Source organism: Leifsonia sp. 10L418 (genome assembly GCF_056395445.1).
In genome coordinates this window covers 123021-143212 of record NZ_JBFTJN010000009.1, presented here as the reverse complement: position 1 = coordinate 143212, position 20192 = coordinate 123021, and the positions used below count along the sequence as shown (strand labels likewise).

31 protein-coding genes are annotated in these 20192 nt (G+C 62.7%); 30 read left to right on the top strand and 1 reads right to left on the bottom strand.

Annotation, left to right across the window (positions count from 1 at the left end; genetic code table 11):
- Window position 1: 1 nt before the first annotated feature.
- From rplD to AC1DCF_RS16995, 29 genes are all read left to right on the top strand, one after another.
- Window positions 2-652: a 50S ribosomal protein L4 gene (rplD, locus tag AC1DCF_RS17135; RefSeq protein WP_441790963.1), complete on the top strand. Its 651-nt coding sequence runs from the start codon at window positions 2-4 to the stop codon at window positions 650-652.
- Window positions 652-954 carry a 50S ribosomal protein L23 gene (gene rplW, locus AC1DCF_RS17130; RefSeq protein ID WP_345069913.1) on the top strand — a complete coding sequence of 101 codons (303 nt, stop codon included), beginning with the start codon at window positions 652-654 and terminating at the stop codon, window positions 952-954. Before rplD ends, rplW begins: the two co-directional genes overlap by 1 nt.
- A gap of 26 nt (window positions 955-980) precedes the next feature.
- On the top strand, window positions 981-1820 hold the full coding sequence (gene rplB / locus AC1DCF_RS17125; RefSeq protein WP_179580137.1) for a 50S ribosomal protein L2: 840 nt from the start codon (window positions 981-983) through the stop codon (window positions 1818-1820).
- 9 nt (window positions 1821-1829) lie between these two features.
- Complete coding sequence (rpsS, locus tag AC1DCF_RS17120) at window positions 1830-2111, top strand: 30S ribosomal protein S19 (RefSeq protein WP_064296700.1); 282 nt, start codon at window positions 1830-1832, stop codon at window positions 2109-2111.
- A gap of 25 nt (window positions 2112-2136) precedes the next feature.
- A complete protein-coding gene (gene rplV / locus AC1DCF_RS17115) occupies window positions 2137-2502 on the top strand; it encodes a 50S ribosomal protein L22 (protein WP_345069916.1) in 366 nt (121 codons plus the stop codon).
- Window positions 2502-3260, top strand: a complete 759-nt coding sequence (rpsC, locus tag AC1DCF_RS17110) for a 30S ribosomal protein S3 (protein WP_345069917.1) — start codon at window positions 2502-2504, stop codon at window positions 3258-3260. Before rplV ends, rpsC begins: the two co-directional genes overlap by 1 nt.
- 2 nt (window positions 3261-3262) lie before the next feature.
- The gene (gene rplP / locus AC1DCF_RS17105; protein ID WP_345069919.1) at window positions 3263-3682 is read left to right on the top strand and encodes a 50S ribosomal protein L16; all 420 of its coding nucleotides are present in this window, start codon (window positions 3263-3265) and stop codon (window positions 3680-3682) included.
- A complete protein-coding gene (gene rpmC, locus AC1DCF_RS17100; RefSeq protein WP_345069921.1) occupies window positions 3682-4020 on the top strand; it encodes a 50S ribosomal protein L29 in 339 nt (112 codons plus the stop codon). The genes rplP and rpmC overlap by 1 nt, the downstream gene beginning before the upstream one ends.
- 2 nt (window positions 4021-4022) lie before the next feature.
- The gene (gene rpsQ / locus AC1DCF_RS17095) at window positions 4023-4322 is read left to right on the top strand and encodes a 30S ribosomal protein S17 (RefSeq protein WP_179580142.1); all 300 of its coding nucleotides are present in this window, start codon (window positions 4023-4025) and stop codon (window positions 4320-4322) included.
- A gap of 33 nt (window positions 4323-4355) precedes the next feature.
- On the top strand, window positions 4356-4724 hold the full coding sequence (gene rplN / locus AC1DCF_RS17090; RefSeq protein ID WP_345069925.1) for a 50S ribosomal protein L14: 369 nt from the start codon (window positions 4356-4358) through the stop codon (window positions 4722-4724).
- A gap of 3 nt (window positions 4725-4727) precedes the next feature.
- Window positions 4728-5087 carry a 50S ribosomal protein L24 gene (gene rplX / locus AC1DCF_RS17085; RefSeq protein ID WP_345069926.1) on the top strand — a complete coding sequence of 120 codons (360 nt, stop codon included), beginning with the start codon at window positions 4728-4730 and terminating at the stop codon, window positions 5085-5087.
- Window positions 5087-5695 (top strand): 50S ribosomal protein L5, encoded by a 609-nt coding sequence (gene rplE, locus AC1DCF_RS17080; protein ID WP_441790962.1) that lies wholly within the window; start codon window positions 5087-5089, stop codon window positions 5693-5695. The genes rplX and rplE overlap by 1 nt, the downstream gene beginning before the upstream one ends.
- Window positions 5696-5852: 157 nt before the next feature.
- The gene (gene rpsH / locus AC1DCF_RS17075; protein WP_345069929.1) at window positions 5853-6251 is read left to right on the top strand and encodes a 30S ribosomal protein S8; all 399 of its coding nucleotides are present in this window, start codon (window positions 5853-5855) and stop codon (window positions 6249-6251) included.
- A 6-nt stretch (window positions 6252-6257) separates the two neighbouring features.
- Complete coding sequence (gene rplF, locus AC1DCF_RS17070) at window positions 6258-6794, top strand: 50S ribosomal protein L6 (RefSeq protein WP_441790961.1); 537 nt, start codon at window positions 6258-6260, stop codon at window positions 6792-6794.
- 2 nt (window positions 6795-6796) lie between these two features.
- Entirely contained in the window at window positions 6797-7168 is a 372-nt protein-coding gene (rplR, locus tag AC1DCF_RS17065; protein ID WP_345069932.1) for a 50S ribosomal protein L18, read from the top strand.
- 38 nt (window positions 7169-7206) lie between these two features.
- Window positions 7207-7875, top strand: a complete 669-nt coding sequence (gene rpsE / locus AC1DCF_RS17060) for a 30S ribosomal protein S5 (RefSeq protein WP_345069933.1) — start codon at window positions 7207-7209, stop codon at window positions 7873-7875.
- A complete protein-coding gene (rpmD, locus tag AC1DCF_RS17055) occupies window positions 7875-8057 on the top strand; it encodes a 50S ribosomal protein L30 (RefSeq protein ID WP_066597599.1) in 183 nt (60 codons plus the stop codon). The genes rpsE and rpmD overlap by 1 nt, the downstream gene beginning before the upstream one ends.
- The gene (gene rplO / locus AC1DCF_RS17050; RefSeq protein ID WP_441790960.1) at window positions 8057-8629 is read left to right on the top strand and encodes a 50S ribosomal protein L15; all 573 of its coding nucleotides are present in this window, start codon (window positions 8057-8059) and stop codon (window positions 8627-8629) included. Before rpmD ends, rplO begins: the two co-directional genes overlap by 1 nt.
- 100 nt (window positions 8630-8729) lie before the next feature.
- Window positions 8730-10052 carry a preprotein translocase subunit SecY gene (gene secY / locus AC1DCF_RS17045; protein WP_477212030.1) on the top strand — a complete coding sequence of 441 codons (1323 nt, stop codon included), beginning with the start codon at window positions 8730-8732 and terminating at the stop codon, window positions 10050-10052.
- Window positions 10049-10636, top strand: a complete 588-nt coding sequence (locus AC1DCF_RS17040; RefSeq protein WP_477212029.1) for an adenylate kinase — start codon at window positions 10049-10051, stop codon at window positions 10634-10636. The genes secY and AC1DCF_RS17040 overlap by 4 nt, the downstream gene beginning before the upstream one ends.
- A 17-nt stretch (window positions 10637-10653) precedes the next feature.
- A complete protein-coding gene (gene map / locus AC1DCF_RS17035; protein WP_477212028.1) occupies window positions 10654-11493 on the top strand; it encodes a type I methionyl aminopeptidase in 840 nt (279 codons plus the stop codon).
- Window positions 11494-11573: 80 nt separating this feature from the next.
- Entirely contained in the window at window positions 11574-13238 is a 1665-nt protein-coding gene (gene ptsP / locus AC1DCF_RS17030; protein ID WP_477212027.1) for a phosphoenolpyruvate--protein phosphotransferase, read from the top strand.
- A gap of 131 nt (window positions 13239-13369) precedes the next feature.
- Window positions 13370-13591, top strand: coding sequence for a translation initiation factor IF-1 (infA, locus tag AC1DCF_RS17025; protein WP_022883252.1), 222 nt, complete (start codon window positions 13370-13372; stop codon window positions 13589-13591).
- A gap of 66 nt (window positions 13592-13657) precedes the next feature.
- On the top strand, window positions 13658-13771 hold the full coding sequence (gene rpmJ / locus AC1DCF_RS17020; protein WP_022883251.1) for a 50S ribosomal protein L36: 114 nt from the start codon (window positions 13658-13660) through the stop codon (window positions 13769-13771).
- A 173-nt stretch (window positions 13772-13944) separates the two neighbouring features.
- Window positions 13945-14319, top strand: coding sequence for a 30S ribosomal protein S13 (rpsM, locus tag AC1DCF_RS17015; protein ID WP_179580156.1), 375 nt, complete (start codon window positions 13945-13947; stop codon window positions 14317-14319).
- 42 nt (window positions 14320-14361) lie between these two features.
- On the top strand, window positions 14362-14760 hold the full coding sequence (gene rpsK / locus AC1DCF_RS17010) for a 30S ribosomal protein S11 (RefSeq protein ID WP_441790955.1): 399 nt from the start codon (window positions 14362-14364) through the stop codon (window positions 14758-14760).
- Between the two features lie 184 nt (window positions 14761-14944).
- Window positions 14945-15934, top strand: coding sequence for a DNA-directed RNA polymerase subunit alpha (locus AC1DCF_RS17005; protein WP_441790954.1), 990 nt, complete (start codon window positions 14945-14947; stop codon window positions 15932-15934).
- Window positions 15935-15984: 50 nt separating this feature from the next.
- Entirely contained in the window at window positions 15985-16509 is a 525-nt protein-coding gene (rplQ, locus tag AC1DCF_RS17000; RefSeq protein ID WP_477212026.1) for a 50S ribosomal protein L17, read from the top strand.
- Window positions 16510-16769: 260 nt separating this feature from the next.
- Window positions 16770-16994, top strand: coding sequence for a GNAT family N-acetyltransferase (locus tag AC1DCF_RS16995; protein ID WP_477212025.1), 225 nt, complete (start codon window positions 16770-16772; stop codon window positions 16992-16994).
- Between the two features lie 27 nt (window positions 16995-17021).
- On the opposite strand, the gene AC1DCF_RS16990 is transcribed toward AC1DCF_RS16995, so the two are convergent.
- Complete coding sequence (locus AC1DCF_RS16990) at window positions 17022-19070, bottom strand: acyltransferase family protein (protein WP_477212024.1); 2049 nt, start codon at window positions 19068-19070, stop codon at window positions 17022-17024.
- A gap of 175 nt (window positions 19071-19245) precedes the next feature.
- On the opposite strand from AC1DCF_RS16990, the gene truA reads away from it, so the two are divergent.
- The gene (gene truA / locus AC1DCF_RS16985) at window positions 19246-20166 is read left to right on the top strand and encodes a tRNA pseudouridine(38-40) synthase TruA (RefSeq protein WP_477212023.1); all 921 of its coding nucleotides are present in this window, start codon (window positions 19246-19248) and stop codon (window positions 20164-20166) included.
- Window positions 20167-20192 lie beyond the last annotated feature (26 nt).

Sequence of the window (20192 nt, the reverse complement as noted above, 5' to 3'; positions counted from 1 at the left end):
CATGGCTACCGCACTCGACATCGTCGACGCCAAGGGCAAGAAGGCCGGCTCCGCTGAGCTGCCCGCCGAACTCTTCGACGTTCAGACCAACATCCCGCTGATCCACCAGGTCGTCGTCGCGCAGCTCGCTGCCGCACGTCAGGGAACGCACAAGACCAAGGGTCGCGGCGAGGTTTCCGGCGCCGGTCGCAAGCCGTTCAAGCAGAAGGGAACCGGTCGCGCTCGTCAGGGCTCGATCCGCGCCCCTCAGATGACCGGTGGTGGCATCGTCCACGGACCGACCCCGCGCAACTACGAGCAGCGCACCCCCAAGAAGATGATTGCTGCAGCTCTTCGTGGCTCGCTGTCCGACCGCGCCCGCGGTGGACGCCTGCACATCGTTGAAGCACTCTTCACGGGTGAGACCCCCAGCACGAAGGTTGCCCTGGAGCTGCTGAACAGCATTGCTTCGAGCAAGCACGTTCTGGTTGTTCTTGAGCGCACCGACGAGCTGACCTTGCGCAGCATCCGTAACGTTCCGACGGTTCACGTTCTTTCGTGGGACCAGCTGAACGCCTACGACGTGCTCGTCAGCGACGACATTGTCTTCACCAAGGGCGCTTTCGAAGCGTTCGTGGCGAGCAAGACCAAGAAGGAAGAGGTGTCCGCATAATGGCTACCGCTATCAACAAGGACCCGCGCGACGTCATCATCGCTCCGGTCGTCTCTGAGAAGAGCTACGGCCTGATCGATCAGGGCAAGTACACCTTCATCGTGGACCCCCGCTCGAACAAGACCGAGATCAAGCTCGCTATCGAGAAGATCTTCAAGGTCGAGGTCGCGTCGATCAACACGCTCAACCGTGTCGGCAAGACCCGCCGTACCAAGTTCGGCATCGGCAAGCGCAAGGACACCAAGCGTGCCATTGTCACGCTGAAGTCCGGTTCCATCGACATCTTCACGGCCGTCGGCTAACGCGGCACGGATTAGAGGGATAACAAATGGCTATTCGTAAGTACAAGCCCACGACCCCTGGTCGTCGCGGTTCATCTGTTGCGGACTTCGCAGAGATCACCCGTTCGACGCCCGAGAAGTCGCTGCTTCGTCCGCTGTCCAAGACCGGTGGTCGTAACAACCAGGGTCGCATCACTACTCGTCACATCGGTGGTGGCCACAAGCGCCAGTACCGCGTGATCGACTTCAAGCGCAACGACAAAGATGGCATCAACGCCAAGGTCGCTCACATCGAGTACGACCCGAACCGTACGGCACGCATCGCGCTGCTGCACTTCGTTGATGGCACCAAGCGTTACATCGTTGCTCCGAACAAGCTGAACCAGGGCGACATCGTCGAGTCGGGACCCGGTGCTGACATCAAGCCCGGTAACAACTTGCCGCTGAAGAACATCCCCACCGGTACGGTCATCCACATGATCGAGCTGCGTCCGGGTGGTGGCGCCAAGATGGCCCGCTCCGCTGGTGCGTCGGTTCGCCTCGTGGCCAAGGATGGCCCCTACGCACAGCTTCGTCTGCCGTCCGGAGAAATCCGTAACGTCGACGCTCGCTGCCGCGCAACCATTGGTGAGGTCGGCAACGCCGAGCAGTCCAACATCAACTGGGGAAAGGCCGGCCGTATGCGTTGGAAGGGCGTTCGCCCGACCGTACGTGGTGTCGCCATGAACCCGGTCGACCACCCGCACGGTGGTGGTGAAGGTAAGACTTCCGGTGGACGTCACCCTGTCTCCCCTTGGGGCCAGAAGGAAGGGCGCACCCGCCACATCAACAAGGAAAGCGACAAGCTCATTGTTCGTCGCCGTACCGTCGGCAAGAAGCGTAAGTAGGAGTAGACGATGCCACGCAGTCTCAAGAAGGGCCCCTTCGTTGATGACCACCTGCTCCGCAAGGTTGTCACGGCGAACGAAGCCAACAACAAGAACGTAATCAAGACCTGGTCACGCCGGTCGATGATCATCCCCGCCATGCTGGGACACACCATCGCCGTGCACGACGGTCGCAAGCACATCCCGGTGTTCGTCACCGAAACCATGGTTGGTCACAAGCTCGGTGAATTCGCGCCGACGCGTACCTTCCGTGGGCACGTGAAGGACGACAAGAAGGGCCGTCGCCGCTAACGCGGTGGCGAAAGGAGGAGAAGAAATGGTGGAGTCGATCGCACGTGTGCGTCACATCCGCGTTACCCCCCAGAAGGCTCGTCGCGTTGTCAACCTGATTCGCGGCAAGCAGGCTATCGAAGCACTGGCCATCCTGAAGTTCGCCCCCCAGGGTGCGAGCGACCCGGTGTACAAGCTGGTGGAGTCGGCCATGGCCAACGCCCGTGTCAAGGCAGATGCCTCGAACAGCTTTCTGGACGAGCAGGACCTGTACGTAAGCAGCGCATTCGTTGATGAGGGTACGACCCTCAAGCGTTTCCAGCCGCGTGCACAGGGCCGCGCATTCCAGATTTTGAAGCGCACGAGCCACATCACGGTTGTGCTCGCCACTCCTGAGGAGGGTACGAAGTAATGGGACAGAAAGTAAACCCCTATGGCTTCCGTCTGGGAATCACCACCGACCACGTGTCGCGTTGGTTCTCCGACAGCACGAAGCCGGGTCAGCGTTACAGCGACTTTGTTGCTGAAGACGTCAAGATCCGTAGCCTGCTGAGCACCAGCCTCGACCGTGCGGGCGTTTCCCGCATCGAAATCGAGCGCACCCGTGACCGCGTCCGCGTTGACATTCACACTGCCCGTCCGGGCATTGTGATCGGTCGTCGTGGCGCCGAGGCCGAGCGCATCCGTGCCGACCTCGAGAAGCTCACGGCCAAGCAGATCCAGCTGAACATCCTCGAGGTCAAGAACCCCGAGGCTGACGCTCAGCTCGTCGCTCAGGGCATCGCAGAGCAGCTCTCCGCTCGTGTGGCATTCCGCCGCGCGATGCGTAAGGGCCTGCAGGGTGCACAGCGCGCCGGTGCCAAGGGTGTTCGTATCCAGGTCTCCGGCCGCCTCGGCGGCGCTGAGATGAGCCGTTCGGAGTTCTACCGCGAAGGCCGTGTGCCGCTGCACACCCTGCGCGCGAACATCGACTACGGCTTCTACGAAGCCAAGACCACCTTCGGCCGCATCGGCGTGAAGGTCTGGATCTACAAGGGCGACATCACCAACAAGGAACTCGCTCGCGAGCAGGCGAACGCAAAGTCGTCGCGCCCCGAGCGTCGTGACGACCGTCCCCGCCGTGCGCCCCGCGCAGAGCAGGCACCGGTTGCAGCAGGAGTTGAGGCATAACCATGTTGATTCCACGCAAGGTAAAGCACCGCAAGCAGCACCACCCGGGCCGTAGCGGCCACGCAACCGGTGGTACCACTGTTTCGTTCGGTGAGTACGGCATCCAGGCGTTGACCCCCGCTTATGTGACCAACCGTCAGATCGAGTCCGCTCGTATCGCCATGACGCGTCACATCAAGCGTGGCGGAAAGGTGTGGATCAACATCTACCCCGACCGTCCGCTCACCAAGAAGCCGGCCGAAACCCGCATGGGTTCCGGTAAGGGTTCTGTTGAATGGTGGGTCGCGAACGTCAAGCCGGGTCGTGTGTTGTTCGAGCTGAGCGGTGTCTCTGAGACCGTTGCTCGCGAAGCACTGACCCGTGCAATTCACAAGCTGCCCCTCAAGGCACGCATCATCAAGCGCGAGGAGGGCGACGCATAATGGCGATCGGATCCAAGGAGCTCGCCCCAGACGAGCTCGACACTTTTGACAATGAGCGACTGCTCGAAGAGCTGAAGAAGGCCAAGGAAGAGCTGTTCAACCTGCGCTTCCAGTCGGCCACCGGCCAGCTCGAGAGCCACGGCCGCCTGCGTGCGGTCAAGCGCGACATCGCTCGCATCTACACGATCATTCGTGAGCGCGAGCTCGGCATTCGTGCCACGCCCGTCGCGGCTCCGGTCGAGGCTCCGGCCAAGGCGGAGAAGAAGACCAAGAAGGCCAAGGCTGAAGCTTCCACTGAGGATGCTGCAGCCGAGGCCGTCGAGACGAAGGAGGCCTAGTCATGGCGAAGTCTGACGAGAAGGTCGTCGCTGCCGAGGCTGAGGCTCTCGTACGCGGTTACCGCAAGACGCTGCGTGGTTACGTGACCAGCGACAAGATGGACAAAACCATCGTCGTCGAGGTCGAAGACCGCGTGAAGCACCCCCTGTACGGCAAGGTCATCCGCCGTACGTCCAAGCTGAAGGCTCACGATGAGGCGAACTCTGCCGGCATCGGCGACCTGGTCCTGATCAGTGAGACCCGTCCGCTCAGCGCTTCCAAGCGCTGGCGCCTGGTCGAGATTCTCGAGAAGGCCAAGTAAGCCTCGCGCTTGCTTGAAAGAAGGAGTTAGAAAGTGCTTCAGCAAGAATCACGACTCAAAGTTGCCGACAACACGGGCGCCAAGGAACTCTTGACCATCCGCGTTCTCGGTGGCTCTGGCCGTCGTTACGCAGGTATCGGTGACATCATCGTCGCCACTGTCAAGGACGCAATCCCCGGCGGCAACGTCAAGAAGGGTGACGTCGTCAAGGCTGTCATCGTTCGCGTCAAGAAGAACACCCGTCGTCCCGACGGTTCGTACATCAAGTTCGATGAGAACGCCGCAGTGATTTTGAAGAACGACGGTGACCCCCGCGGCACCCGTATCTTCGGACCGGTCGGTCGCGAGCTTCGCGACAAGAAGTTCATGAAGATCATCTCGTTGGCACCGGAGGTTATCTAAGTCATGGCCAGAATCAAGAAGGGTGACCTCGTAGAGGTCATCACCGGCCGCACCCAGGCTCGCGGCGGAGACCGTGGCAAGCAGGGTCGCGTGCTCGAAGTGCAGGTTGAGAAGAACCGTGTTCTCGTAGAGGGCATCAACTTCGTCACCAAGCACGTTCGCGTCGGCCAGACCCAGCGCGGCACCAAGACCGGCGGCATCGAGAAGTTCGAAGCCCCGATCCACGTGTCCAACGTTGCGATCGTTGACCCGGAGACCAAGAAGCCGACCAAGGTCGGCGTGCGTATCGAAGAGGTAACGAAGGACGGCGTCACCAAGACGGTCCGCGTTCGTTACGCCAAGAAGTCAGGTAAGGACCTCTGATGACTGACACTGCAGTTGAAGCTGGCGTCGCGCCTGTCGCGGCCCCCCAGCCTCGCTTGAAGAAGAAGTACCAGGAAGAGATTGCCGCTGAGCTCAGCAAGGCACTCGGCTTCACCAACCCGCACCAGATCCCGACGCTCACCAAGATCGTCGTGAACATGGGTGTCGGCGAGGCAGCACGCGACGGCAAGATCATTGATGGCGCCGTTGCCGACCTGGTCAAGATCACGGGTCAGAAGCCGATGATCAACAAGGCACGCAAGTCCATCGCGCAGTTCAAACTGCGTGAAGGACAGCCCATTGGCGCGCACGTCACCCTGCGTGGCGACCGCATGTGGGAGTTCCTTGACCGTCTGCTCAGCCTCGCTCTTCCGCGTATCCGCGACTTCCGCGGACTCTCCGACAAGCAGTTCGATGGCAACGGAAACTACACCTTCGGTCTGACCGAGCAGGTTATGTTCCACGAAATCGACCAGGACCGGATCGACCGTCTTCGCGGTATGGACATCACTGTTGTGACGACCGCCAAGAACGACGAGTCGGGCCGTGCACTGCTCAAGGCTTTGGGCTTCCCGTTCAAGGCTGCGGAGAACGCAGAAAACAAGTAGTCAGTAAAAACAAGTAGGCTTACGTAGTTCTGCTTGGGTTTACCCTGCTTGACCAAAGATTTACCCTCGGGGGCTGGACATCCGTCCAGCCCCTCCACCGCGAAGGTCGTCAGCCGTGTAACGGCTGCACGAAACCGGGCGAGAAAGGCACCACAAAATGACAATGACAGATCCGGTCGCAGACATGCTGACCAGACTGCGCAACGCTAACTCGGCGTACCACGACACAGTGTCGATGCCGCATAGCAAACTCAAAGCGCACATCGCAGACATCCTCAAGGCTCAGGGATACATCTCCGCCTGGGATGTCAAGGATGCAGAGGTCGGTAAGACCCTCACGCTGAGCCTCAAGTTCGGCCCCAACCGTGAGCGTTCGATCGTCGGCATCAAGCGGGTTTCCAAGCCCGGCCTGCGCGTGTACGCAAAGTCGACTGAGATCCCCACGGTTCTCGGCGGCCTCGGCGTTGCCATCCTGTCCACCTCCAGCGGTCTGCTTACTGACCGTCAGGCAGAGAAGAAGGGCGTAGGCGGAGAAGTTCTCGCCTACGTGTGGTAGCCGACAATGTCACGTATTGGAAGACTGCCCATCGAGGTTCCCGCCGGCGTCACCATTTCGGTTGACGGCCAGTTGGTCTCGGTGAAGGGCCCGAAGGGCGAGCTGACGCTCACCGTCGCCAAGCCCATCGAGGTCAAGCTCGAAGACGCACAGGTTCTGGTCACGCGTCCCGACGACGAGCGCGCTTCGCGTTCGCTCCACGGCCTGACCCGCACCCTGATTCACAACCAGATCATCGGTGTCACCCAGGGTTACTCCAAGGGACTCGAGATCGTCGGTACCGGTTACCGCGTCGTCCAGAAGGGCAACTCTGTTGAGTTCGCTCTCGGCTTCTCGCACCCGGTCCTCGTTGACCCGCCCGCCGGCATCGTTCTGACTGTTGAGGGCAACACCAAGCTCATGGTCAGCGGTATCGACAAGCAGGCCGTCGGCGAGGTCGCCGCCAACATCCGTAAGATTCGTAAGCCTGAGCCCTACAAGGGCAAGGGTGTGCGTTACGCCGGCGAGATCGTTCGCCGCAAGGCCGGAAAGAGTGGTAAGTAACCATGGGTCTCGGAACTAGAGGTAAGAGCAAGTCAGCTGCCCGCGGTCGTAGGCACACCCGTCTGCGCAAGAAGATCGAGGGCACCGCGGTTCGTCCGCGCCTGATCGTCAACCGCTCGGCTCGCCACGTATTCGTGCAGGTCATCGACGACAGCAAGGGTCACACCCTCGCTTCGGCGTCCACGCTCGAAACCGGTCTGCGCACCTTCGATGGTGACAAGACCGCCAAGGCCCGCAAGGTCGGCGAACTTGTCGCCGAGCGCGCAAAGGCTGCCGGAATTGAAGCCGTCGTATTCGACCGCGGTGGAAGCAAGTACGCGGGTCGCGTCGCTGCTGTCGCCGAGGGCGCGCGAGAGGGTGGGTTGGACCTGTGAGCACTGAAACCCCTAACACAGCAAGCAAGGAGCAAGAGGTGGCTGCAGAGGCACCCGTCGAGACTGCTGCGTCGACCGCACCCCCGCAGAACGAGCCTCGTGAGGCTCGTCGCGGTGGTCGTGAGCGCAACCCCAACCGTGATCGCGGAAGCCGCGATGCGGAGAAGAGCCAGTTCCTGGAGCGCGTTGTCACCATCAACCGCGTGTCGAAGGTCGTCAAGGGTGGTCGTCGCTTCAGCTTCACCGCTCTCGTCGTCGTCGGCGATGGAAACGGCCTGGTCGGCGTTGGATACGGTAAGGCCCGCGAGGTCCCGACCGCTATCTCCAAGGGTGTCGAGGAAGCGAAGAAGAACTTCTTCCGCGTTCCCCGCATCGGCCTGACCATCCCGCACCCCGTGCAGGGTGAGGCCGCAGCCGGCGTTGTTCTGCTGCGTCCGGCCGCTGCCGGTACCGGTGTTATCGCCGGTGGTCCGGTTCGCGCCGTACTCGAGTGCGCCGGCATCCACGACGTTCTGAGCAAGTCGCTCGGTTCGTCGAACACGATCAACATCGTGCACGCAACGGTTACTGCTCTCAAGCAGCTCGAGGAGCCGCGCGCCGTCGCAGCTCGTCGTGGCCTGCCGTATGAAGATGTGGCCCCGGCCCGCTTCCTGCGTGCCGAGGCGGATGCAGCTGCAGCCGCCGCGACAGCAAAGGCAGGTGCCTAATGGCTCAGCTGAAGATTACGCAGATCAAGTCCAAAATTAGTGAGAAGCAGAACCAGCGCGACACGCTTCGCAGCCTGGGCCTGCGTCGTATTGGCGCCGTCACGATCCGCGAGGACAACTCGCAGAACCGTGGCTACGTCAACACCGTTGCTCACCTGGTGAAGGTCGAGGAGATTGACTAATGGCTGACGAGAAGGAAGCCGTCGCAAAGACGGCTGACAAGCCCGCCGCTGAGAAGAAGGCTGCAGCCCCCAAGAAGGCTGCAGCTGCCAAGGCTGCACCCAAGAAGGCCGCTGTTGAGACCGTCGAGAAGCGCGAGCAGGTGCTGAAGGTTCACCACCTTCGCCCCGCTCCCGGTTCGAAGAAGTCCAAGCAGCGCGTTGGCCGTGGTGAAGGATCCAAGGGTAAGACCGCGGGTCGTGGCACCAAGGGCACCAAGGCCCGCTACACCGTTCGTATCGGCTTCGAGGGTGGGCAGATGCCGCTGCACATGCGCACCCCGAAACTGCGCGGATTCAAGAACCCGTTCCGCGTTGAGTACCAGGTTGTTAACCTGGAACGCCTCGCCGAGCTCTACCCGACCGGTGGCGACGTAACAATCGCTGATTTGGTCGCTAAGGGCGCCGTTCGTGACAACGAAAAGGTCAAGGTTCTCGGCAACGGGGACATTGCGGTTAAGCTGAACGTTGCAGTCGACAAGGTCTCCAGCTCAGCAGAGCAGAAGATCGTCGCCGCAGGTGGTTCAATCAAGTAAGTCCGTAGACGCTGGGTCGAGCTTGTCGGGACCACCTATCGAGTATTTCGGTGGCGTGGTCTCGACAAGCTCGATCTACGTTTAATATCTGGAGGCCTTTTTGTTTAGCGCCATTGCGCGGATCTTCCGCACACCCGACCTTCGCCGGAAGATCGGATTCACCCTGGGTATTGTTGCCCTGTTCCGCCTGGGGTCGTTCATTCCCGCCCCATTCGTGGACTTCGGCAACGTGCAGGCCTGTCTTGCAGCGAACCAGGGGACCAGTGGCCTCTACGAGCTGGTAAACCTGTTCAGCGGTGGTGCACTGCTGCAACTCTCAGTTTTCGCACTGGGCATCATGCCGTACATCACGGCATCGATCATCGTCCAGCTGCTGCGTGTGGTTATCCCTCACTTCGACACTCTCTACAAAGAGGGTGCCGCCGGTCAGAGCACGCTGACCCAGTACACGCGTTACCTCACCATCGCCCTCGGCGTGCTGCAGTCGACGACACTCATCACCGTTGCTCGGAGTGGCGCCCTGTTCGGCACCTCCGGCAGCACGGAGTGCACGCAGCTGATCACCAACGACGCCTGGTACGCCATCATGCTGATGGTCATCACCATGACCGCCGGTACCGGTGTGATCATGTGGATGGGTGAGTTGATCACCGAGCGCGGTATCGGCAACGGAATGTCATTGTTGATCTTCACGTCGATCGCTGCTCGCTTCCCGAACTCGCTCGGTGCCATCGGCCTGCTCAAGGGCTGGGACGTCCTGGCCATCGTGCTCGTCATCGGTGTGCTGATCGTCTTCGCTGTCGTGTTCGTCGAGCAATCGCAACGGCGCATCCCAGTGCAATACGCCAAACGGATGGTCGGTCGACGAACCTATGGTGGAAACAACACCTACATCCCGATCAAGGTCAACATGGCCGGCGTTATCCCGGTCATCTTCGCCTCCTCGTTGCTCTACCTACCGGCGCTGATCGCTCAGTTCAACCAGCCCGCCGCAGGCCAGGAGCCGCAAGCCTGGGTCGTCTGGGTGACGAACAACCTCACCGGTGGTGACCAGCCGCTCTACATGCTCTTCTACGTGCTGCTGATCATCGGATTCACCTACTTCTACGTGGCGATCACCTTCAACCCTGAAGAAGTGGCCGACAACATGAAGAAGTACGGCGGATTCATCCCCGGCATCCGCGCCGGTCGCCCGACCGCCGAATACCTCGACTTCGTGCTGACCCGGGTGACGCTTCCCGGTTCGCTCTACCTGGCGCTGATCGCGGTGATCCCGCTGATTGCATTCTCGCTGCTCGGTGCCGACCAGAACTTCCCGTTCGGTGGCGCCAGCATCCTGATCATCGTCGGTGTCGGTCTCGAGACCGTCAAGCAGATCGACTCGCAGATGCAGCAGCGCCACTACGAAGGGCTGCTGCGATGACCCGGTTGCTTATTGTCGGACCGCCCGGAGCGGGAAAGGGAACGCAGGCCGAGATTCTGGCCTCGACGTTCGGAATTCCCGCAATCTCGACCGGCGACATCTTCCGCGCCAACATCAAGGCCGGCACTCCGCTCGGCCTGCAGGTGCAGGAAATCGTTGCCGGCGGCGGCTACGTTCCCGACTCGCTGACCAACGCCATCGTGCAGGACCGCCTGCACCAGGCGGATGCCGCCGACGGCTTCTTGCTCGACGGCTACCCGCGCACGGCGGATCAGGTCATTGAACTCGACCGCATCCTCGGTGAGACCGGCGCTCAGCTCGACGCCGTTGTTCAGCTCGTTGCGGACAAAGACGAGGTTGTTGCTCGCCTGCTCAAGCGCGCTGCTGAGCAGGGACGCGCCGACGACACCGAAGATGTCATCCGACACCGCCAAGATGTTTACCTGGAGCAGACTGAGCCGCTGATTGCCGCCTACACGGCACGTGGCCTCGTTGCCGAGGTGAATGGTCTCGGTTCCGTCGAAGACGTGGCTGCCCGCGTGCTCGAGGCGCTTGCTGCCCGCGGCATCGTCGTCTCGGCCTGATCGGAAAACTGATTTCGATGTCAATGCTTCGCAAGTCGATCTACAAGACGCCGGCGCAGCTGCGTCTGATGGTGGCGCCCGGTCTCGCGACCGCGGCGTCACTCGACGCGGTGCGCGCGCTCATCCGTCCCGGTGTGACAACACTGGAACTTGACGCCGCGGCCGAGGCAGCGATCATCGCACTCGGCGGAGCGTCGAACTTCAAGCTGGAGCCGGGCTACCGTCACACCATCTGTGCGTCGGTGAACGACGATGTCGTGCACGGCATTCCGAACTCGCGTGAGCTTCAGCCGGGCGACATCGTCTCGATCGACAGCGGCGCCGTCATCAATGGCTGGAACGGCGATGCGGCGTTCAGCTTCATCGTGCCCGACGCCGATCCGGCGCACGCCGCGATCGTCGCTGAACGGCAGAAGCTCTCAGACGTGACGGAACAGTCGCTCTGGGTCGGCATCGCGCAGCTGTCCCGAGCCCGCCACCTCAACGAGGTCGGCGAGGCGATCGAAGACTACATCGAGTCGCAGGGCACATACGGCATCCTGACCGACTATGTCGGACACGGTATTGGGCGCTCGATGCACGAGGCGCCGTCGGTGTTCAACTACCGTGTGCGCCAGAAGGGCCCCGACGTGAAGCCGGGCCTCGTCGTCGCCATCGAGCCGATGGTGGTGCTCGGCGACATCGACACCTACACGCGTGACGACGACTGGACGGTGGCCACCACCGACGGCGCCTCCGCCGCGCACTGGGAACACAGCATTGCGGTGCACAAAGACGGAATCTGGGTGCTCACGRCTGAAGACGGTGGAGCGGCAGCGCTCGCCCCACTCGGTGTCACCCCCGTTCCCATCGCGTAATTCTCCTGTCACGACCACCGGATTCGAAACCCGGCTAGGGTGAAAATCGGGACAGAGCCGCGACCCGGAAGGAAGACCTGATGGACCTGCACGGAATTGGGATCGGTCAGGGCGTGGTTATCGGCCGCGTCGTTCGCATGTCCGATCCGTTGCCGGACCCGGACGACCGGCCGAGTGCGCTGACGGCCGAGCAAGAGGGTGCCCGTTCTGCGGCATCGCTCCGCTTCGTTGCCGATGACTTGACCGCGCGGGGCGCGCATGCCGGGGGAGCCGCCCGAGACGTGCTTGAGGCGCAGGCGCTGATGGCCGAAGACCCGTCACTGATCGACGACATCGCCGTGCGTCTGGCGCGCGGAACGACGGCGGAGCGCGCGGTCTTCGAGGCATTCGGGGCGTTCCGCGACATGCTGACCGGGCTCGGCGGTTACATGGCCGAACGCGCGGTCGACCTCGACGATGTCTCGCAGCGGGTGCGCGCGCATCTCGCCGGACAGGCGCCGTCTGAAGTGCCTGACCCCGGACATCCGTTCATTCTCGTTGCCCGTGATCTCGCTCCGGCTGACACCGCTTTGCTGAATCTTGATGTCGTGCTCGGTTTGATCACGAGCGGTGGTGGCCCAACCTCGCACACGGCGATCTTGGCCCGCGAGAAGTCGATTCTCGCCATCGTCGGCGCGGCACAGGCGACCGAACTCGCCGACGGAGACGAAGTGATTCTCGATGCGGCCCGCGGCGTGGTGGTCACCGACCCGACCTCCGCCGAGAAAGCCGACGCGACGAAACGGATCGCCGAGCGGCTCGCGCGAATCGACGCCCCGCTGACCCCCGGGATGCTCGCCGACGGCACCGCGATTCCTTTGCTTGCGAACCTGGCCAACGCCGATGGTGCGGCGCATGCCGTTGCCCTCGGGGCCGAAGGTGTCGGGTTGTTCCGCACCGAATTTCTCTTCCTCGACTCGGCGACGGCCCCGAGCATCGAGCAGCAGCAAGAGAAGTACGAACTGATGCTGCGTGAGTTTGCCGGCAAGAAGGTGGTCGTGCGTGCTCTCGATGCGGGGGCCGACAAGCCGTTGGCCTTTCTCAACGACGCCGAGGAAGAGAATCCGGCTCTCGGCCTGCGCGGCCTGCGGTCGTTGCGGGCGTCAGAGGGAATCCTGCGCGACCAGCTCACCGCGCTCGCTCGAGCGGATGCGGCGACAGACGCGGACCTCTGGGTGATGGCGCCGATGGTGGCAACGGTCGAGGAAACCAGGTACTTCGTGGGGCTCGCACACGAGTTGGGGCTGAAGACGGCCGGCGTGATGATTGAAATCCCCTCGGCGGCACTGTTGGCGGATCGCGTGCTCGCCGAGGCCGACTTCGCCTCAATCGGAACCAACGATCTCACTCAGTACACTTTGGCCGCCGATCGCATGCTCGGGAGTGTCGCCGCCTTCCAGGATCCCTGGCACCCGGCGGTGCTTGCACTGATTCGCCAGGTCGGCTCGGCCGGCAGGGCGTTGGGGAAGCCCGTCGGGGTCTGCGGCGAGGCAGCTGCCGATCCGCTGCTGGCCGTCGTGCTCGTCGGGCTCGGCGTGACGAGCCTGTCCATGTCGGCGTCGGCCCTGGCCGATGTGCGCGCCAGCTTGGCTGGTTACACCCTGGAATCCGCTCGCTCACTGGCCGAGGTCGCCCTCGACGCGGTTGGCGCGCCCGAGGCGCGCATCGCGGTTGCCGAAGCGGCGGCCCGGCTGAGCGTTCACTGAAGCGGGTTGGCTTAACCGAGCTCTATAACATAAGCTGGATCCTTGGTGTCGTGCATCGCCGTTCGCGGCGTGCAATTTTCACCACAATCCACGCATGACCAGCTACCAATATATTGAGCGACAGTGAGGCTATGGCCAAAAAAGACGGTGTCATCGAAATCGAGGGCGCAGTAGTCGAAGCTCTTCCCAACGCGATGTTTCGCGTTGAGTTGACCAACGGCCACAAAGTTCTTGCCCACATCTCGGGCAAGATGCGTCAGCACTACATCCGGATTCTCCCAGAGGACCGCGTGATCGTTGAGCTGAGCCCATACGATCTGACCCGCGGCCGGATCGTTTACCGCTACAAGTAACGGCTGCTGTAAGTAACGGCCCTCGGCATCCCGAGGGTACGAAGACAGCGAACACAAGGAATCACCATGAAGGTCAACCCCAGCGTCAAGAAGATCTGTGACAAGTGCAAGGTCATCCGTCGTAACGGCAACGTGATGGTCATCTGCGAGAACCCGCGTCACAAGCAGCGCCAGGGCTAGTCACTTCAGGCTCGATCTCAGATCGGGCCTGAATTGAGTAAGCACGCAAAACACGTACTCATAACCGAGTACAGAAATAGCAGTTCCGGGATTCCTTCGGGGAGACACCATCGGTTGGAGGCCGATGCACAGGAACTGCTACAGACCTCCACTCACTCACAGGAGAAGCCACAATGGCACGTCTAGCAGGAGTTGACATTCCCCGCGACAAGCGCGTGGAAGTTGCACTGACTTACATCTATGGTGTTGGCCGTACGAGGGCACTCAAGACCCTCGCCGACACTGAAATCGATGGAAACATCCGCGTCAAGGATTTGACCGACGACCAGCTCGTTGCACTGCGCGACTACGTCGAAGGAACTTTCAAGGTTGAGGGTGACCTCCGCCGTGAGGTTGCCGCTGACATCCGCCGCAAGGTCGAGATCGGTAGCTACGAAGGTATTCGTCACCGCAAGGGCCTGCCCGTTCGTGGACAGCGCACCAAGACCAACGCTCGTACCCGTAAGGGCCCGAAGCGCACCGTAGCCGGCAAGAAGAAGGCCCGCTAGGCCTCGGCTTAGCTGGTTCGTCTTTAGGATTCAGGAGAAATCATGGCAGCACCCAAGTCGGCCGCACGGAAGCCGCGTAAGAAAGATAAGAAGAACATTGCTGTGGGCCAGGCTCACATCAAGAGCACCTTCAACAACACGATCGTCTCGATCACTGACACCACTGGTGCAGTAATCAGCTGGGCGTCGTCAGGTGGAGTTGGCTTCAAGGGTTCGCGTAAGTCGACCCCGTTCGCCGCACAGCTGGCAGCCGAGTCGGCCGCCCGCCAGGCGCAGGAGCACGGCATGAAGAAGGTTGACGTCTTCGTCAAGGGACCGGGATCAGGTCGCGAAACCGCGATCCGTTCACTCCAGGCCGCTGGCCTCGAGGTCGGTTCCATCAACGACGTCACCCCTCAGGCACACAACGGCTGCCGCCCGCCGAAGCGTCGCCGCGTCTAATTCCTTTCGGATTCCGTCAGGCTCGATGACCTTCACGGTTGCCGAGCCTGACGGGGTCGATCTATGAACCGGTTGTCGAGCTTGTCGAGACACGAGAGTCTCGAGAATCGGCGCTAGGACAGAAAACTCAAAACCTCGCTACAGAAGTGTCATATAGCGGACACTTGGCCGAAAGGAATCAACAGTGCTTATTGCACAGCGTCCAACGCTCACCGAAGAGAACATCTCGGAGTTCCGTTCACGGTTCGTGATCGAGCCCCTGGAACCCGGCTTCGGCTACACCCTCGGTAACTCGCTTCGCCGCACTCTGCTCTCGTCGATCCCCGGCGCTGCTGTCACCAGCATCCGCATTGACGGAGTGCTTCACGAGTTCAGCACCGTTCCCGGTGTCAAGGAAGATGTCACTGAGATCATCCTGAACATCAAGGGACTTGTCGTCTCGAGCGAGCACGACGAACCGATCACCGCGTACCTGCGCAAGCAGGGCTCCGGCCAGGTTACCGCCGCTGACATTTCGGCTCCGGCCGGTGTCGAGGTGCACAACCCCGAGCTGGTCATCGCAACCCTCAACGACAAGGCCAAGTTCGAACTTGAACTGACCATTGAGCGTGGCCGTGGCTACGTGTCGGCCACCCAGAACCGTGCAGAGTATGCAGAAGCCGGCCAGATTCCGGTCGACTCCATCTACTCGCCCGTGCTCAAGGTGACCTACCGTGTCGAGGCAACTCGTGCCGGTGAGCGCACTGACTTCGATCGCCTCGTCGTTGACGTGGAGACCAAGTCGGCTATCTCGCCTCGCGACGCAATCGCATCCGCCGGCCGCACCCTGACCGAGCTGTTCGGTCTGGCACGCGAGCTGAACACGGCTGCTGAAGGCATCGAGATCGGCCCGGCGCCGGTTGACGCCGTTCTGCCCGGCGAGCTTTCGATTCCGATCGAAGACCTCGACCTGTCGGTGCGCTCGTACAACTGCCTCAAGCGTGAGGGAATCAACAACGTCAGTGAACTCGTCGCCCTCTCGGAGACGCAGCTCATGAACATCCGCAACTTCGGTCAGAAGTCTGTGGATGAAGTCAAGGACAAGCTCGTTGAGCTGGGCCTGTCGCTCAAGGACTCCGTTCCCGGATTCGACGGCGCTCACTTCTACAGCGGATACGACGAAGAAACCGTCTAAGGCTGTCGTTTCGACAACCTTTGATTTTTTGATACTAGAGAAAGACGAAAATGCCTACACCCACTAAGGGACCCCGCCTCGGCGGAGGACCGGCGCACGAGCGCCTCATGCTTGCCAACCTGGCAGCTGCCCTGTTCACGCACAAGTCGATCAAGACGACCGAGACCAAGGCCAAGCGCCTGCGTCCGGTCGCTGAGCGCCTTGTCACGTTCGCAAAGCAGGGCGACCTGCACGCACGTCGTCGCGTGCTGCGTACGATCGGCGACAAGTCAGTCGTGCACGAGCTCTTCACCGAGATCGCGCCGCTGGTTGCCGAGCGTGAGGGCGGCTACACCCGCATCACGAAGCTTGGTTTCCGTAAGGGCGACAACGCTTCGATGGTGCAGATCGAGCTCGTTCTCGAGCCCGTCACCCCGAAGGCCAAGCCGGCCAAGGCGAAGGCTGCAAAGCACGTCGCCGAGGAGCCTGCTGTTGAGGTCGTCGAGGAAGCTGCAGTTGAAGCTGACGCCGAGGTCGTAGAGACCGAAGCTGTTGAAGCCGACGCTTCCGAGGCATCCGCTGAGGAAGCCAAGTAGTTCAAAGAATTGTGCTGATTCAGCGCTGATCCGTCAGCGCTGAGTCACCGCCGGAAGGGGCCCGACTTCGGTCGGGCCCCTTTTTTGTGTCTGCGCGTTTGTGTCTGCGCGGCCGGCACGGATGTCTGCGGAGTCGCCGGATACGGATGATGCCCGGGATGCCCAGGCCAAAATTAGGAGTGGAGCGGCGAGTCGGCTGCGACACGCCGGCTGGCGGGGGCACGACACACCTCCGCTCCTACTTTCGGCTTCCGGTCGGGATGGCTTGCACAAGGGGATTCCTTGCGACGGTCGGTCCGGAATGGCGCGGCCGACGCCTCGCTTCCGCTGTGCTCTGTGCGCAGCTTCTGGCCAGTCGGAACGCCGGCTACGAGCGGGTCACCCTCGAGGTTGACGCCGACAGTCAGACCGGCGCCTACCGGCTCTACCGGCGGCAAGGATTCACCCCAGCGCACCAAAAGTTCGCCTACACCCTCGAGTACTGAGCCCCGCTGGAGTGTCGACCAGACCGGTCAGTTGGGCAGCAGGAGCAGGCGGTTCGGACCCGGCTGCTGGCCGGGCGGCAAGTCGGCCAGGCGGGCGACGGCCGAACCCACCGTTTCTGCGTAGATCCGGCCACCGGTCGGTCCGGGATGGATGTTGTCTTCGGCCAGCACATCGGTGTGCGGGGCAATCGCGGTCGACCAGTCGGCCAATTCGATGCGCCGGTAGTGGGCGGAGAAATCGGCCAGGGTGGCGTTGACGCCGGGCGTCCAGTCGCGATCGGCAAAGGCATTGACCATGATCAATTGCCGGTTCGGGCCGATCGCCACCCGGATGCGCTGCAGATCGGCGTCCTCGATGGGGCCGTTGGTGCCGAGTCCCACGACGACGACGTCCCGGAGCTGACCGGTCTGCTCGAGATTCTGCAGAATCTCTGGGGCGGCATTCATGCCTCGCGAGACCGCGGCGTCGATGGCAATCCCGGGGAATGCCTCCTGCAGTTCGGGGGCCGAAGCGAGCATGACCGAGTCGCCGACGGCGCTCATCCGTGCGCCTGCGGGGGCAATGGCGTCACTCGTTTCGGCACGCAATGGGATGACAACGTGCGGGGCTGTCGTTGCCGAGTCGGACGGCGTCTGTGCGTCGTGCGCTGCGGCCTCCATCGCGTGTTGGCCGCGCTCGATGACGGCCTCGGAGCTCGCAACGCTCGGTGCGCCGGCCAGGGCGGCAGTGGCGCCGGTCAGGAAGAAGCAGGACACCAGGGCCGCAGCCCACATAGTCTGCCGTTGCACCCGCGTGCCGCGCAGTCGAGCCTTCACCCGACGGATGCTGCCGCCAAAGCCCAGTCGGCGGATGGGCTGCTCGACCCACCGGTACGACGCGCCAGCCGCGAGCAGGGTCAGCGCCAGCGCCAGCACCCCGATCAGCACGGTGCGCGTGACCTCCGCGGACGGCGTCGCGTGAGCGGAAGCCGTCGGCCAGGCCAGCTGCAGCAGAATCAAAATCGGCCAGTGCCAGAGATAGATGCCGTAGGAGCGCGCGCCGAGATAGCGAAGTGGCCCCGCATCGAGGTGCTGCCCGAAGCGTGCGCTGCGCACACCCGCCCAGATCGCCACGGCAGACAGAAGCGAGACGGCGACCAGCCCGCCGCGGTAGGCCATCGGGCTGTCGGCGGGCATGAGGATGCTGAAGGCGCCGAGGGCGAGCAGGGCGCCGAGGCCCAGCCAGGGGAGCAGACGCGGTATGACAGCGTGCAGCGCGGAGCCGGGGCGCTCGACAGTGGCGCCGGATTGCGTGCTGCGCGCCAGCGCCAGAGCGAGGGCGGCCCCGATCGCCAGCCCGAAACTATGCGTGTCTGAACCGAAGTAGACCCGCGTGGGGTCGGCATCCGGGACGTACAGCACCGCCATCCAGAGCGCGGATGCGGCGGCCAATGCGAGAACCAGGACGAGTCGCAGGCGGGGGCGAGGGATGAGCAGCAATGCGGCAAGTGCCAGGGGCCAGACCAGATAGAACTGTTCCTCGACGGCGAGCGACCAGAGGTTGCGGAACAGCTCGGGCTGGTCGGTCGCGAAGTAGCTTGCGTTCGCTCCGATCGACACCCAGTTGTAACTGAAGGTGACGGCGCCGAGGATCTGCCGGCCGAGGCCGACGAGGACATCGCCGCCGATCAGCAGGGCGGCGCTGGCCGAGATGAGGAGCACCGGCACGAGGGGCGGAACCAAACGGCGTACCCGCCGGGTCCAGAAGCGTCCGAGGGAAATCCGGCCCGAGCGTTCGTGCTCGGCGAGCAGCAGGCTGGTGATGAGGAAGCCGCTGATGACGAAAAACACATCGACGCCGAGGTAGCCGCCCGGAAGGACCGTGGGAAAGAAGTGGTAGGCGATGACCGCGATCACCGCGAGCGCCCGCAAGCCGTCGAGGCCGGCCCACCGAACTGCGGGAAGCGGCCCGGAGACCGGCGCGAGTGCGACGGATGCCGGAACCGACGTCGAAGCTGCGGGAAGCGGCCCGGAGACCGGCGCGAGTGCGACGGATGCCGGAACCGAGGTCGCAGCGGCCGGACTGTTTTCGGGCACACCGGTGGGTGTGGCGCTGGGGCTGGGGGAGGGGGAGGGAAGACGTTTCATAGCAAGGGCGGGCGGAACCCGGATTCAACGATAACTCACGTTTCGAGCTCGATAGCCCGTCGGAATTGCCGTGGCCGGTACTGGAACGGCAGGCCGTTGCCGCCCCGCCCAATAAACTGAATCCGTGATTCTTCCTGCGTCCGAGGCTGCTGCGCCCGCCAAGCCGGGAGCCGTGCAGAGGATTCGGCTCGACATCGCCTACGACGGCACGACGTTCGCCGGCTGGGCGAAGCAGCCGGAGTTGCGCACAGTTCAGGGCGAGATCGAAGACGCGCTGGCGACCATCTTGCGCCGTCACGGCCCGGTTCCCGATCTCGTCGTCGCCGGGCGCACGGATGCCGGGGTGCACGCCCGCGGTCAGGTCGCGCATTTCGATCTCACCGCCGAGCAGGCGCACGCACTTGTGCAGCCCCGTCGCGGCACCGGCAACAAGCCCAAACCGCCGCTTCCTGTCGAGATCTACCGACGGGTCAGCGGCATCCTCGTGACGAAACCCGAGATCGTATTGAAAGATGTCACCCTGGCACCTGACGGGTTCGATGCCCGCTTCTCCGCACTGTGGCGTCGCTACGAATATCGTCTCGCCGACACGCTGGCCGGGCATGATCCGGCACAGCGGCTGCGCACGACCTGGCATCCGAATGAGCTCGATCTCGACGCGATGGATGCGGCGGCCGCGACTCTCGTCGGACTCCACGATTTCGCCACCTATTGCAAACCGCGCGCCGGGGCGACCACGGTGCGCACCCTGCAAGATTTTCGGTGGCGCAGAGACCCCGACGGGGTTCTGATCGCCTCTCTCAGGGCCGACGCGTTCTGCCACAGCATGGTGCGCGCCCTGGTCGGAGCCTGTGTCGCAGTGGGCGAAGGAAAACTCGCCGGGAGCCGGTTGGTGAACCTGCGGATCGAACGCGCCAGAACGAGCGAGTTCAAGGTGATGCAGGCCCAGGGACTCACGCTCACCGAGGTCGGTTACCCGGAAGACGCCGAACTCGCGCTGCGCGCGGCCGAAACCCGCGCCCGTCGTGAGCTCCCTGAGGAGTGACCGACGCCATCCGTCGCCTCAGTGAA